The 13187-nt window shown below is 71.5% G+C and carries 10 protein-coding genes and 1 tRNA gene; 9 read left to right on the forward strand and 2 right to left on the reverse strand.

The window, feature by feature from the left end:
* Positions 1–97: 97 nt before the first annotated feature.
* Positions 98–943 (reverse strand): serine protease, encoded by an 846-nt coding sequence (locus tag ACH4TP_RS12190; RefSeq protein WP_398187342.1) that lies wholly within the window; start codon positions 941–943, stop codon positions 98–100.
* A 235-nt stretch (positions 944–1178) separates the two neighbouring features.
* On the opposite strand from ACH4TP_RS12190, the gene ACH4TP_RS12195 reads away from it, so the two are divergent.
* The 8 genes from ACH4TP_RS12195 (at position 1179) to ACH4TP_RS12230 (ending at position 9045) form a co-directional block, all read left to right on the forward strand.
* Positions 1179–1457, forward strand: a complete 279-nt coding sequence (locus ACH4TP_RS12195; RefSeq protein WP_389231019.1) for a polyprenyl synthetase — start codon at positions 1179–1181, stop codon at positions 1455–1457.
* Positions 1450–2502, forward strand: a complete 1053-nt coding sequence (locus ACH4TP_RS12200; protein ID WP_398437348.1) for a polyprenyl synthetase family protein — start codon at positions 1450–1452, stop codon at positions 2500–2502. Before ACH4TP_RS12195 ends, ACH4TP_RS12200 begins: the two co-directional genes overlap by 8 nt.
* Before the next feature lie 26 nt (positions 2503–2528).
* Positions 2529–3692, forward strand: coding sequence for an oxygenase MpaB family protein (locus ACH4TP_RS12205; RefSeq protein WP_398437349.1), 1164 nt, complete (start codon positions 2529–2531; stop codon positions 3690–3692).
* A gap of 116 nt (positions 3693–3808) precedes the next feature.
* A tRNA-Leu gene (locus tag ACH4TP_RS12210) sits at positions 3809–3893 on the forward strand.
* Positions 3894–4042: 149 nt separating this feature from the next.
* Positions 4043–5878: an ABC transporter ATP-binding protein gene (locus ACH4TP_RS12215; protein ID WP_398437351.1), complete on the forward strand. Its 1836-nt coding sequence runs from the start codon at positions 4043–4045 to the stop codon at positions 5876–5878.
* A gap of 117 nt (positions 5879–5995) precedes the next feature.
* Positions 5996–8059: a DNA helicase RecQ gene (recQ, locus tag ACH4TP_RS12220; RefSeq protein ID WP_398437352.1), complete on the forward strand. Its 2064-nt coding sequence runs from the start codon at positions 5996–5998 to the stop codon at positions 8057–8059.
* Between the two features lie 291 nt (positions 8060–8350).
* Positions 8351–8563 carry a hypothetical protein gene (locus ACH4TP_RS12225; protein ID WP_398437354.1) on the forward strand — a complete coding sequence of 71 codons (213 nt, stop codon included), beginning with the start codon at positions 8351–8353 and terminating at the stop codon, positions 8561–8563.
* Between the two features lie 314 nt (positions 8564–8877).
* Positions 8878–9045, forward strand: coding sequence for a hypothetical protein (locus ACH4TP_RS12230; protein ID WP_398437356.1), 168 nt, complete (start codon positions 8878–8880; stop codon positions 9043–9045).
* Positions 9046–9049: 4 nt separating this feature from the next.
* On the opposite strand, the gene ACH4TP_RS12235 is transcribed toward ACH4TP_RS12230, so the two are convergent.
* Positions 9050–10351: a YhgE/Pip domain-containing protein gene (locus ACH4TP_RS12235; protein ID WP_398437357.1), complete on the reverse strand. Its 1302-nt coding sequence runs from the start codon at positions 10349–10351 to the stop codon at positions 9050–9052.
* Between the two features lie 312 nt (positions 10352–10663).
* Here ACH4TP_RS12235 and ACH4TP_RS12240 point away from each other — a divergent pair, with 312 nt between their 5' ends.
* Entirely contained in the window at positions 10664–13180 is a 2517-nt protein-coding gene (locus ACH4TP_RS12240; protein WP_398187359.1) for an ATP-dependent Clp protease ATP-binding subunit, read from the forward strand.
* Positions 13181–13187 lie beyond the last annotated feature (7 nt).

The following is a 13187-nucleotide window of genomic DNA, read 5'->3' on the forward strand; positions in this document are numbered from 1 at the left end:
TCTCGGCGAGAGGGGGAACCCCGTGATGAGTACGCGTACTCATCACGGGGTGAGTCGTGCGCCGTCTCCGCGGGCGACCCGCGGAGACGGCGGGGCGTCACGGCTTGGGCAGGGCGCAGCCGGCGCGGTTGAGGTCGATCACGCTGCCGGGGCCGATGCAGGGGACGATGATGTACGTCTCCTGGGCGTAGTTGATGCCCTGGCGGACGGTCACGGCGCCGCTCTCGTCGATCTCGCACGGGTTGTTCACGGTGCAGCTCTCACCGTTCTCGTTGCCCGTGTTGTTGACGGCGACGACCTTTCCGGTGGTCGCGTCGACGACGGGCGAGCCGGAGGTGCCGCCGATCGTGTTGCACGCCGAGGTGTAGCGGACCGAGTCCTTCCAGGTCCAGTCGCCCTCCTTCATGCGGTACACGAAGCCGTCGACGTTGCAGTTGTAGATCCGCTTCCAGTACCCCGAGACCACGCTGATCGCCGAACCCTGCACCGGGTGGGTGTCGTTGAGGGTCAGGGCGCTGATGCCGTACGTGCTCTGTATCTGCGCGTACGTCTTGGTCAGCTGGTAGATCGAGATGTCCGTGTCGGTCATCGTGCCGTACGCGATCTTGCTGGCGCGCAGGGTGCCGACGCCGGTTCCGGCCGAGTTGAGCAACGTGAACGAGCGGGTGGAGCGCTTGTTCACGACGACCTCGCCGGCCGCCGGGAAGCCGGTCTCCAGGCAGTGCCCGTTGGAGAGGACGAGTGCGGGGTCGCTCGGCAGGGAGCTGGGCGTGCGGACGACGGAGCCGGAACAGTTGCTGAGCGCGACCGTTCCCGCGAAGTTCACGGCGGTTGCGGCCGGTGCCTGTGCGACCGTCTCCCGGGGTGCGGAGGCCGCGGCCGGAACCGCCGCCGCTCCGGTCAGGAGCAGGGCGAGCAGGGCGCCGGCGAGAGGCTTCTTCATGTGGGGGTTCCCCTCTGGAATGACCGTTGAGTGACCGGACGACCGAGAATCCTTCGGTTGTCATGTGCATTCTTTGAAAGGAGTCGCCCAAGTGGCAAGAGGGCGTGCCTGGTTGGGGTGAGGTGTGCGTGTCAAGCGAACCGGCGAGATGATCACTCGTTCGTGAGTTCCGGCGCGGTCGCCGCACGTCCGGCGGGAGGCTTGGGGGGTGACGTCGTGGGGCGAGGGAGTGGGTGTGACGCGAGAGACGGGATCCTCCGGGGGCCTGGACGAGCGGGCGGTGCTGCTGGCGGCGGGGCTCGCCGATCTCGCGGTGAGCACGGTCGGTTCGGGCATCGGGCTCGTACGAGGACTGCTGCGGCGCTCGGACGCGGCCGAGGTGGCGGCGGAGGCCGAGCGGGACCTGGAGGCGCGCGGTCGGCTCGTCATCGACCGGTACGTGTCCCCGCCCCCCGCCCACCTGGAAGTGCTCGCCCGGCACGTGCTGGCACGGCGGGCCGGCGACGGTGGCTGAGCGGTGGGAGCCGGCCGCGTTCAAGGCGCGCGTCGACGAGGTGCTGCGGCGTCACGTCGCCGACGAGGCCGACGGGCTCACCGCGGTCGACCCGGCCCTGGGCCCGGTGGCCGGGCAGCTGGAGGCGGCCGTCGCGGACGGCAAGCGGCTGCGGGCGGCGTTCTGCTACTGGGGCTGGCGCGCGGTGGGGCAGCCCGACAGTGAGGCGCTCGTCCGGGCGGCGGCCTCCATGGAGCTGGTGCATGCGGCCGCCGTCGTGCACGACGACCTGATCGACGACAGCCCGCTGCGGCACGGCCGCCCCACCGCGCACGTGGCCCTGCGCGCCGCGCTGGCACACCACCCGCGCGCCGCCGCCGGGGCCAGATCGCTCGCCATGCTCGTCGGCGACCTGCTCATGTCGATCGCCGGGCAGCTCTTCGTCACCAGCGGCCTGCCCGCCGCCTACCTCGGCCGGGCCCGCCCGCTCTGGGCGGCGCTCGCCCGGGACCTCGTCGCGGGGGAGTGCCTGGAGATCCTGCACACCGGAGCAGCCCCGGACACGACGGCCTCGCTGAAGGTGATCCGCTACAAGACCGCCAAGTACACCGTCGAGCAGCCCCTGCTGATCGGCGGCGCCCTGGCCGGGGCGAGCGGGCGGCTGCGCGCAGGCTACTCCGCGTACGGACTGCCGCTGGGCGAGGCCTTCCAGCTGAGGGACGACCTGCTCGGCCTGTTCGGCGACCCGGCGACCACCGGAAAGGCCGGCGCCGACGACGTGCGCGGACACCGCCCCACGGCGCTGCTCGCCGAGACCTGGCGGCTCGCCGGCGAGGAGGACCGCGGGCGGTTGCGCGCGCTGCTCGGCCGCCGCGAGTCCGACGGGGACGCCCTGGAGTCCGTACGCGAGGTGATGCGGCGGCTGAAGGCGCCCGACCGCGTCGAGGCCATGATCGCCGAGCGGGTCGAGGAGGCCCTGCGCGCCCTCGACGAGCTGAACCTGCCGGCGGCCCCCGCCGCCGCGCTCACGGCCCTGGCGCACTCGGCGACGGTCCGCCGTTCCTGAGCACCGAGAGAACGAGGAGCCTTCCCATGACCCTGACCGACGCGTCGATGGACGCCCTGCGGCGGACCGGCGACGAACTCGCCGACGCCACGGTCGCCACCCTCTTCGAACGCGGGGAGGTGGGCACCTTCAACACCCTCATGCGGTACGTCTCCACCGCGGGCTCCCCGCTCCCGGACGGGCTGCCCGAGGTCGCCCGGGAGTACCTCCACGCCACGAGCGCCCCGCCGTCCTGGGTCGACTGGGCGGAGATGGAGAAGGCCCGGCTGTTCTTCATCGACAACAACGTGCACATCTCCACCGCGCTGTCCTTCTCCTCCATGCCCGCCTGCTACCTCGTCCCGCACGTGGCGAAGCTGCTGTCGGCGACGCACGGTCTGAAGTACCCCTCCAAGCGGATGGCGGAGACCGGACAGTTCACCGTCCACCTGATGCAGCCCGACGCCTTCGAGGCCGGCAGCCGCTTCATCCCCGCCGCGCAGAAGGTCCGCCTCCTGCATGCCTCCATCCGGCACCACCTCGGGCGCGAGAACCTCTGGGACGTCGGGGCGCTGGGGGTGCCGATCTGTCAGGAGGACATGATCGGCGGGCAGATGTTCTTCTCGATGCTCGTCCTCGACAGCCTGCACCGCCTCGGCATCCACATGTCCACCGAGGGCGCCGAGGCCTACTACTACGCCTGGCGCGTGGTCGGCGCGATGCTGGGCGTCGACCAGGAGGCCGTCCCCAAGACCCTCGACGAGGCCCGCCGCTTCCTCGACCTGTACATGATCCGCCACATGGGGCCGTCCCCGGAGGGCGCCCATCTCACCCGGCAGCTGATCGACCTCTACGAGGAGGTCGTCCCCGGCACCTTCTTCGACCCCATCGTCTCCGCGCTCATCCGCTACCTCGTCGGCGACACCTGCGGGGACTGGCTGGACGTCCCCCGCACCCCGTGGGACACGGTCGTCAAGTCCGCCCCCCACCTCCTCGGCGTCCTGGAGACCATCGAGGACCGCTCCCCGCTGGGCGCCTGGGCCCTGGACCGCCTCGGCCACCTCACCACGGTCCTCGAACTGTCCTCCCTCACCCGTGGACGCGTCATGCACTACGCCATCCCCGAGCACCTCAAGAAGGACTACGGAATCCCCTCCGGACCGCCCCGCACCCGCCGCTGGACCCCGCCCGCCGCCACGGTCTCCCCGTGACGCCCACCGCCCACCCCCGCTGACCACCGAAAACGTGGGTGAAGAGCACCCCGGAGGCCTGGTAGATTGTTCTCTGTCGCCGCGGGCAGCAGAAATGCGAAACGTGGTAGCTACCGGTCCGGGTGGCGGAATGGCAGACGCGCTAGCTTGAGGTGCTAGTGCCCTTTATCGGGCGTGGGGGTTCAAGTCCCCCCTCGGACACAGGACATGCACCACGTGGCGGTCGGGATTCTCCCGGCCGCCACGTGGTGTTTCCGCGTGTCGGCACGGCGGAAAATGCTTGGACCGCGAGAGCTTCGGCGCGGGAGACTCCCTTTGCTCAGTTTCGGTACGACAGCACAGGGTTGGTCATGGGATCACCTGAAACACCTGGAACATCCGATTCGAAAGAGAGTTTGCCGAACAAGGGCTCGGTACTTCTCGCCGTCCGCTTCTACGGACGGGAACTGCTCCACCTCCGGAAGCTGGCAGCCCCCGCCCTTCTGCTGCCGGCGCTCGCCAACATCGGCACCAGCTACATCGCTCCCCTGGTCGTCGCCAAGCTCGTCGGCCGTATCGCCGGAGAGGGCGCCGGTACGGGGCTCGACCAGCTGCTTCCGTACGTCCTCGGCTTCGCAGGCGTCCTGCTGCTGGGGGAAGCCCTGATGCGCGTCGGGCTGCACTGTCTGAACCGCCTCGACGCCCGGGGCATCGAGAACCTGTACGTCATCGGCATGGACGAACTGTTCGCCAAGGACGCCGCGTTCTTCCACGACAACTTCGCCGGATCGCTGACCAAGCGGGTCCTCAGCTTCGCCTCCCGCTTCGAGGAGTGCGTGGACACGCTGACCTTCTCGGTCATGGGCAACCTCGTGCCGCTGGCGTTCGCCTCGGTGGTGCTCTGGCAGTACGACCCGCTGCTCGTGGTCGGGCTCCTGGTCCTCCTCACGATCACGGCCGTGTGCGTCACCCCGCTGATCCGGCGCCGGCAGGCACTCGTCGCCCAGCGCGAACAGGCCATCGCCCGGGTGTCGGGCCACGTCGCCGACAGCCTGACGAACATGGACACCGTCCGTTCCTTCGGCGCCGAGAAGCGCGAGGCCGCCGAGCACCGCTCCCGCGTCGCGGAGTCGCGGAAGCTCACGCTGCGCTCCTGGGACTACGGCAACCTGCGCATCGAGACGCTCATCGCGCCGATGTCCGTCCTGACGAACGTCCTCGGACTCGTCCTCGCCGTCACCCTCGGCGGCAGGGAGCACGGCGTGGAGGCCGTCATCGTCGCCTTCACGTACTACGCCAACGCCACCCGGATGATGTTCGAGTTCAACCAGATCTACCGGCGCCTGGAGAGCTCGATGACGGAGGCCGCGCAGTTCACCGAACTCCTCCTCGACCGGCCGACCGTCCTCGACCCCGAGACCCCGGAACCGCTCCGGCCCGAGGGCGCGGCGGTGCGCTTCGAGAAGGTCACCTTCGCCCACGCGGGCGCGAAGCCCCTCTTCGAGGGCCTCGACCTGGACGTGCCCAGCGGCGCGAAGATCGGCTTCGTGGGCCGGTCCGGCGGCGGCAAGACCACCCTCACCCGGCTGCTGCTCCGGATGACGGACATCGAGGGCGGCCGGATCACCATCGGCGGCCAGGACATCAGCAGGCTCCGGCAGGCCGAACTGCGCAGCATGATCGCGTACGTGCCGCAGGACCCCGCGATGTTCCACCGCACCCTGCGGGAGAACATCGCCTTCGCCCGGCCGGACGCCACCGAGGCCGAGATCCGGCGCGCGGCCGAGGCGGCGCACGTCACGGAGTTCGTGGACGCGCTCCCCGACGGCTTCGACACCATGGTCGGCGAGCGCGGCGTGAAGCTGTCCGGCGGCCAGCGCCAGCGGGTCGCCCTCGCCCGGGCGATCCTGCGGGACGCGCCCGTCCTCCTCCTCGACGAGGCGACCAGCGCCCTGGACTCCGAGAGCGAGATGCTCGTGCAGGACGCCCTGTGGGGGCTCATGGAGGGGCGGACGGCGCTGGTGGTGGCCCACCGGCTGAGCACGGTGGCCACCATGGACCGGCTCGTCGTCCTCGACCGCGGCCGGATCGTCGAGCAGGGCACGCACCAGGAGCTCCTCACCGCCGAGGGCGCCTACGCGAAGCTGTGGCAGCACCAGTCGGGCGGCTTCCTCGACGACACCCCTGCGGGGGCCGCCACGCGGTGACGCGCGCCGGGGGCCGGTGGGCGCGGGCCGGTGGGCGCGGGCCGGTGGTCGGGAGGTTGTCCACAGGTCGGCATCGGGCGGGCCCGGGGTGTCGGTGGGGACGGCTAGGCTTCACGAATGGTCCTCTCCGACGCCCCTGACGTGCTTGCCGCCCCTGACACCCCGGACACCGACGCCGAGCCATCGGACGCGGCCCGGGTGCTCCACCGTGTCTTCGGTTACAGCTCCTTCCGCGGTGAGCAGGAGGAGATCATCGAGCAGGTCGTCGGCGGCGGCGACGCGCTCGTCCTGATGCCGACCGGCGGCGGCAAATCGCTCTGCTACCAGATCCCGGCCCTGGTCAGAGCGGGCACGGGCGTCGTGATCTCGCCCCTCATCGCCCTGATGCAGGACCAGGTGGACGCGCTCAGGGCGCTCGGGGTGCGGGCCGGATTCCTGAACTCGACGCAGGATCCGTACGAGCGGCAGGCCGTCGAGCAGGCCTTCCTCGCCGACGAGCTGGACCTGCTCTACCTGGCCCCCGAGCGGCTCCGCACGGAGGGCACGCAGCGGCTGCTCGACCGGGGCACGGTGTCGCTCTTCGCGATCGACGAGGCGCACTGCGTCGCCCAGTGGGGCCACGACTTCCGGCCCGACTACCTCGCCCTGTCCATGCTGCACGAGCGGTGGCCGAAGGTGCCCCGGATCGCGCTGACGGCGACCGCCACCCCGGCCACCCACGCCGAGATCGCGAAGCGGCTCGGCCTGGAGGAGGCCCGGCACTTCGTCGCGGGCTTCGACCGGCCGAACATCCAGTACCGCATCGTCCCGAAGAACAACCCGATCAAGCAGCTCCTGGAGCTGATCAGGACCGAGCACGACGGGGACGCGGGCGTCGTCTACTGCCTCTCGCGCGCCTCGGTGGAGAAGACGGCGGCCGCCCTCGTCGAGCAGGGCATCGACGCCGTCCCGTACCACGCCGGCATGGACGCCCGGACGCGCGCGGCGAACCAGGCCCGGTTCCTGCGGGAGGACGGGGTCGTCGTGGTGGCGACCATCGCCTTCGGCATGGGCATCGACAAGCCCGACGTGCGCTTCGTGGCCCACCTCGACCTGCCCAAGTCCGTCGAGGGCTACTACCAGGAGACCGGCCGCGCCGGACGCGACGGCGAGCCGGCCACGGCCTGGCTGGCGTACGGCCTCCAGGACGTCGTCCAGCAGCGCAAGATGATCGACGGCTCCGAGGGCGACGAGACCCACCGCCGCTCCCTGGCCATGCACCTGGACGCCATGCTCGCCCTGTGCGAGACGGTCGACTGCCGCCGCGTCCGGCTCCTGGAGTACTTCGGGCAGACCGGCACGCCGTGCGGCAACTGCGACGCCTGTCTGACGCCGGGCGAGTCCTGGGACGGGACCGTCGCCGCGCAGAAGCTGCTGTCCACGGTGTGGCGGCTCGCCAAGGAACGGCGCCAGAAGTTCGGCGCCGGCCAGATCATCGACATCCTCCAGGGCAAGCGGACCGCCAAGGTCATCCAGTTCGACCACGACCAGCTGTCGGTGTTCGGCGTCGGCTCGGACCTCGGCACCGCCGAGTGGCGCGGGGTCGTCCGCCAGCTCCTCGCGCAGCGGCTGCTCGCGGTGGAGGGCGACTACGGGACGCTGGTGCTCACGGAGGACAGCGGCGAGGTGCTCGGCGGACGCCGCCAGGTCCCGATGCGCAAGGAGAAGGCCGCCGCCCCCGCCCGCAAGGAGTCCGGGGCCCGCTCCGGCAAGGGCGCGCGCGTACCGGTCGATCTGCCCGCGACCGCCGTGCCGGTCTTCGAGGCCCTCCGCGCCTGGCGGGCCGCGGCGGCGCGCGAGCAGGGCGTGCCGGCGTACGTCGTCTTCCACGACGCGACGCTCCGCGAGATCGCGACCCGACTGCCCGCCACCGTCGAGGAACTCGGCGGCGTCGGCGGCGTCGGCGAGGCCAAGCTCGCCAAGTACGCCGAGGGCGTCCTCGACGCCCTGGCCCAGGCGGGAGCCGAGGGGCCGGGCACCGGATCCGTCCCCGCCGCGCCCGCCGCCGCGCCCGCTCCGGCTGCCGCGCGCGCTGCCGTGCCGCCGGTGCGGGGGCCGGAGCCGGACGTCCCGCCGTTCCACGACGAGGAGCCGCCGTTCGACATGGACGAGCCCGAGCCGCCGTGGGACGAGTTCGCGTAGCCCGGGGAACCCCGGTCGCCGGAGGCCGTATCGGAGACGTCCGATACGGCCTCCGGCCTTTCCGGCCGTTTCCGCGAGACGGGACACGGTCCGGACGGTTGTGGAACGCGGCCGAGGGAGCGGTGCGCGCTGTTGGCTTTCCGGTCTTCCTGCCTCCCGGTCGCCGCGTCGGGGCGGTGCCGCCGGACCCCGCGACCCTCATGTGAGGAACGTTCCACCGACGACGAGCAGCGGGCGCGGAACCCCATGGGCGGGGGCGGTCCTCGCCGTGACCGCCCCCGCCCTGGCCGGGTGCTCCACCGCCGAGCAGAGCAGGACCCTCGCCCGCGCGGAGCAGAACTGGTCGGCCGGTGCCTCAAGGGCTTCGGGGCCGACTGGAAGCCCGCCCCGGAGCTCCCCGCGACCGACCCGAAGAACCTGCTCGACTGGCGGCACGGGATCCATGGCGCCGGGATGTCCGCGGAGTTCGGCTACCAGGTGGAACCGGCGCAACAGGCGCGCTAAGACAAGACGTTGAGACACGAACGAGTCGTACCCCGGTCCATGGAAGACCCGCAGGTGAAGGCGGTGTTCGCGTGCCGGTCCGCCTGCTTGGAGGCCAAGGGCTTCGCGTACCCGGCTCCCATGGCCGCCCATGACGACCCCCGGTTCCGGCCCCGGCCCGAAGGGGCGTCGCGCGAGGAGACCGTCACAGCGCTCGCGGCGGACCGCCGCGCCCTCGACAGCGGCCTGCGCAAGGCGGCGGACGTCCTCGCCCGCCCCTGGCCCACGCGGAGGGCGATCCCACCGCCTGGATCTCCAGCGACGAGGACACCGTCATGTCGATGGAGACGTGCGCGGTGCACTCGGACCAGTTCCGGTTCCGCCTCTACTGCAGCGCCGGCTGCAAGGGGGTCTCCGACACGGTCGGCGCCCGCTCCGGCACGTCCACCCTCTGGAACACCCGGAAGGACAACCGCTCCATCCGGTTCGGCAGCACCTGGTAGTCCCTCACTCGGGCTGCGGCGTGAGGCGCCGCAGTCCCCTGCGGTCGTAGTAGTGCGTCATGCCGAAGCCGAACGCCAGGGCGAGCACCGTGCCGATCGCGATCATGATCCAGCCGCGGGCGAGACCCGCGTCGGCCCGGGCGTCGAAGTACAGGATGGACCGGATGCCCGAGCTGAGCTGGTGCATCGGCTCGAAGATCCCCAGGAAGCGGTAGAACGCGGGGGTCGCCTCCAGCGGGATGGTCGCCCCGGAGGAGGGGAGGGCCAGGGCGATGAAGATGAACATGGACACGAGCTGCCCGATGCCCCCGAAGGCGGCGTTGATGGCCTGGACGCCGAGGCCGACGGCGACCGTCGCGCAGTAGGAGAAGAGCCACAGCATCGGCAGGTGGCCGGCGTCCATGTCCAGGATCCCGATCGTGGCGACCATGACCAGGGTGGTGGTCAGGAGCGCGATCCCGGCGGTCATCAGCATCTTCAGGACGAGCGTCTGGGTGCGGCTGATCGGGACGGTCGGCCGGCGGGTGTGCCAGGGGCCGAGCTCGCTGTCGGCGTAGCCGAGCGCGGTGTCGACGCCGGTGTTGATGAGGTTTCCGCCGATGAAGCCGCCCAGGACCAGCAGCAGCGTGTAGTAGAAGGCGGTCAGGCCCAGGCCGCTGTGCCGGCCGATCGGATGGCCGACGCGGGTGGTGACCGCGACGGGGTCGGTCAGGAGCAGCCGCGTGGTCGGCGCGGCGGCGGTGGCCGAGAGCTGCTTGCCGATGGTCAGCGAGGCCTGGTGCGCCGCGCCCTGGTTGATCTGGGCCGCCAGGGACGAACCCAGGCTCCCCAGGCCGGGGTTGGTGAGCACGGTGAGCGTCGGGCGGACCGTCGCCCGGTTCGTGGTCAGCGCGGCGACGGACCGGGTGAAGTCCTTCGGGACGACCAGGGCGCCGAAGACCTTGCCGGAGGCCAGCGCGTCCTGCGCGGCCGAGGCGTCGAGGCGGCGCCAGTCGACGGAGGTCCTCGTGGAGCCCACCGAGACGACCGTGTCGGTGATCTGCTTCCCGAGGCTCTCCCGCTGCCCCGGCAGCGGGGGTCCCTCGTCCTCGTCGACCAGGGCGATCGGCAGCTCGTCCAGGTGGTCGTTCGGGCTGAGGATGCCGCCCATGTAGAGGAGCGAGAGCAGCAGCGATACCAGGGCGCACAGGACGGTCGGTACGAGCCACAGCTTGGCATGCCGTACGAGCGCGGAGGCGCGGACCTGGGGGCCGGTGCCCGTGCCGGTGCCGGGGGCCGGGGCGTTCGGGGGGATCGCGGAGGTCATGGGGCCATCGTCGACGGACGGAGCCGTTATCCGGGCATTTCGGGCGTCCGTGTGGGTGGGTGTGTCGGGCCCTGCCGGTGGCGAACAGGGGGGCGTGCCCGGTGGCGGACTGGAGCACCCGGTCGACGGTGGACAGGTGGGGCGCGCTCGGTGGCGGACGGAGGCCGTGCTCGGCGGCGGGACCGGAGGCCGTGCTCGACGGCGGACCGGAGCGCCCGGCGGCGGAGCCCCGCCGGTCCTGCTCCGATTGCGGAGCGGTGGGCGCCGGGTTTGAGTGGGGAGGACCCCCGTCTCGCGCTTTCAGGAGCTGCCATGTCGATGGCGTTCGGTTCACCCTTCGGATCGTCGGATCCGTTCAGCGACCTGTTCAACCGGTTCTTCGGCATGTCACCGGCCTCGTCGCCCCCGGCGGTGCAGCGCGTGCCGATCGGGCGGCTGCTGACCGAGTCCGCCCACGAACTCCTGAACACGGCCGCGCGCAAGGCCGACGAGGACGGCAGCTCCGACCTCGACACGGAACACCTCCTGTGGGCGGCGACCCAGGTCGAGCCGACCCGCCGGCTCCTCTCCCAGGGCGGGGTGAACCCCGACAAGCTCGCCGAGCAGCTCGCCGAGGTGCTGCCCCGCGAGTCCGCCGAGCCGTCCGCCGAGCCCGGACTGACCCCGGCGGCCAAGCGGACCCTCGCGACCGCCCACGCCTACTCGCAGGCGGCCGGCGTCTCGTACATCGGCCCCGAGCACATCCTCAGCGCCCTCCTCGGCGACGCCGGCTCCGGCGCCTCCCGCTTCCTGCGGGCCGAGGACCTGGACGTGAAGAAGCTCCGCGGCCTCACCGACCAGGCGGCCCGCCCGGAGCCGCGCGGCGCCCCCGCCGCCGCGAAGCAGCCGGCCACGACCCTCGACGAGTACGGCCGGGACCTCACCGAGGAGGCGAAGGCGGGCAGGCTCGACCCGGTCGTGGGCCGGGCCGACGAGATCGAGCAGACCATCGAGATCCTCTCCCGGCGCTCCAAGAACAACCCCGTGCTCATCGGCGAGCCCGGCGTCGGCAAGACCGCCATCGTCGAGGGACTCGCCCAGCGCATCGTCGCGGACGAGGTCCCCGACACCCTCAAGGGCAAGCGGGTCGTCTCCCTTGACCTGTCCGGCATGGTGGCCGGCGCGCAGTACCGGGGACAGTTCGAGGAACGCCTCAAGAAGGTCATCGAGGACGTCCAGGAGGCCGAAGGGGAGATCATCCTCTTCATCGACGAGCTGCACACCGTCGTCGGCGCGGGCGCCACCGGCGAGGGCTCGATGGACGCGGGCAACATGCTCAAGCCCGCCCTCGCCCGCGGCGAACTGCACGTGGTCGGCGCCACCACCATCGACGAGTACCGCAAGCACATCGAGAAGGACGCCGCCCTCGAACGCCGCTTCCAGCCCGTCCTCATCCCGGAGCCGACCGTCGAGGAGACCGTGCAGATCCTCGAAGGACTGCGCGACGCGTACGAGGCCCACCACCAGGTCCGCTTCGCCGACGGCGCCCTCGCCGCGGCCGCCGAGCTCTCCGACCGCTACATCAGCGACCGCTTCCTGCCCGACAAGGCCATCGACCTCATGGACCAGGCCGGCGCGCGCGTACGGCTCCGCAGCGGCGGCCGCTCCACCGAGGTCGTCAGCCGCGAGGACAGGCTCGCCAAGCTGGGGCGCGAGAAGGACCAGGCCGTCGCCCGCGAGGACTTCGAGAAGGCCAAGGAACTCAAGGAGCAGATGGCCGAGGTCGAGGGCGAGCTCGCCGGGGTCGAGGAGCGCCGCGAGGGCGTCGTCTCGGTCACCGCCGCCGACATCGCCGACATCGTCTCCCGCCGCACCGGCATCCCCGTCTCGCAGCTCACCGCCAGCGAGAAGGAGAAGCTCCTCAGGCTGGAGGAGGAGATGCACGCCCGGATCGTCGGCCAGGACGAGGCGGTCACCGCCGTCTCCGAGGCCGTGCGCCGCAACCGGGCGGGCATGGGCGACCCGAACCGGCCCGTCGGCTCCTTCCTCTTCCTCGGTCCCACGGGCGTCGGCAAGACCGAACTCGCCAAGACCCTCGCCGAGCTGCTCTTCGGCGCCGAGGACCGCATGATCCGCTTCGACATGAGCGAGTTCCAGGAGAAGCACACCGTCGCCCGGCTCGTCGGCGCGCCTCCCGGATACGTCGGCTACGAGGAGGCCGGCCAGCTCACCGAGAAGGTCCGCCGCCAGCCGTACAGCGTCGTGCTCTTCGACGAGATCGAGAAGGGCCACCCCGACGTCTTCAACACGCTGCTCCAGATCCTCGACGACGGACGCCTCACCGACGGACAGGGCCGCACGGTCGACTTCCGCCACTGCGTCGTCATCATGACGTCCAACATCGGCGCCCACCGCATCCTCGCCCACGAGGGCGACGCGGCCGAGCTCAAGGACGAGCTGATGGAGGACCTGCGGGGCCGCTTCCTGCCCGAGTTCCTCAACCGCATCGACGACATCATCGTCTTCCACAGCCTCACCGAGGAGAACCTGTCGGAGATCGTCGACCACCTCCTCGACCGCAGCAAGCACCGCGTCCACGCGCAGGGCCTGACCCTGGAGGTCACCGAGGCGGCGAAGAAGCTCCTCGTCGCCCACGGCTACCAGCCGGCGTTCGGCGCCCGGCCGCTGCGCCGCACGATCCAGACGGAGCTCGACAACCGCGTTGCCTCCCTGCTGCTCGGCGGCGAGGCCGATCCCGGTGACACGATCGTCGCGGACGTCGTGGACGACTCGCTGCACTGCCTGGTCCGCAAGCCCGAGGACGCGGAGGGCGCCGCCGCGCCGGCCTGACAGCAGC

It is taken from the genome of Streptomyces sp. NPDC021012 (assembly GCF_044333355.1).
Taxonomy (GTDB): Bacteria; Actinomycetota; Actinomycetes; order Streptomycetales; family Streptomycetaceae; genus Streptomyces.

Bases quoted from the DNA above. Each gene is read 5' to 3' on its own strand.
- ACH4TP_RS12190 (WP_398187342.1), bottom strand. From the start codon at position 943: ATGAAGAAGCCTCTCGCCGGCGCCCTGCTCGCCCTGCTCCTGACCGGA.
- ACH4TP_RS12205 (WP_398437349.1), top strand. From the start codon at position 2,529: ATGACCCTGACCGACGCGTCGATGGACGCCCTGCGGCGGACCGGCGAC.
- ACH4TP_RS12215 (WP_398437351.1), top strand. From the start codon at position 4,043: ATGGGATCACCTGAAACACCTGGAACATCCGATTCGAAAGAGAGTTTG.
- recQ (WP_398437352.1), top strand. From the start codon at position 5,996: ATGGTCCTCTCCGACGCCCCTGACGTGCTTGCCGCCCCTGACACCCCG.
- ACH4TP_RS12230 (WP_398437356.1), top strand. From the start codon at position 8,878: ATGTCGATGGAGACGTGCGCGGTGCACTCGGACCAGTTCCGGTTCCGC.
- ACH4TP_RS12235 (WP_398437357.1), bottom strand. From the start codon at position 10,351: ATGACCTCCGCGATCCCCCCGAACGCCCCGGCCCCCGGCACCGGCACG.
- ACH4TP_RS12240 (WP_398187359.1), top strand. From the start codon at position 10,664: ATGTCGATGGCGTTCGGTTCACCCTTCGGATCGTCGGATCCGTTCAGC.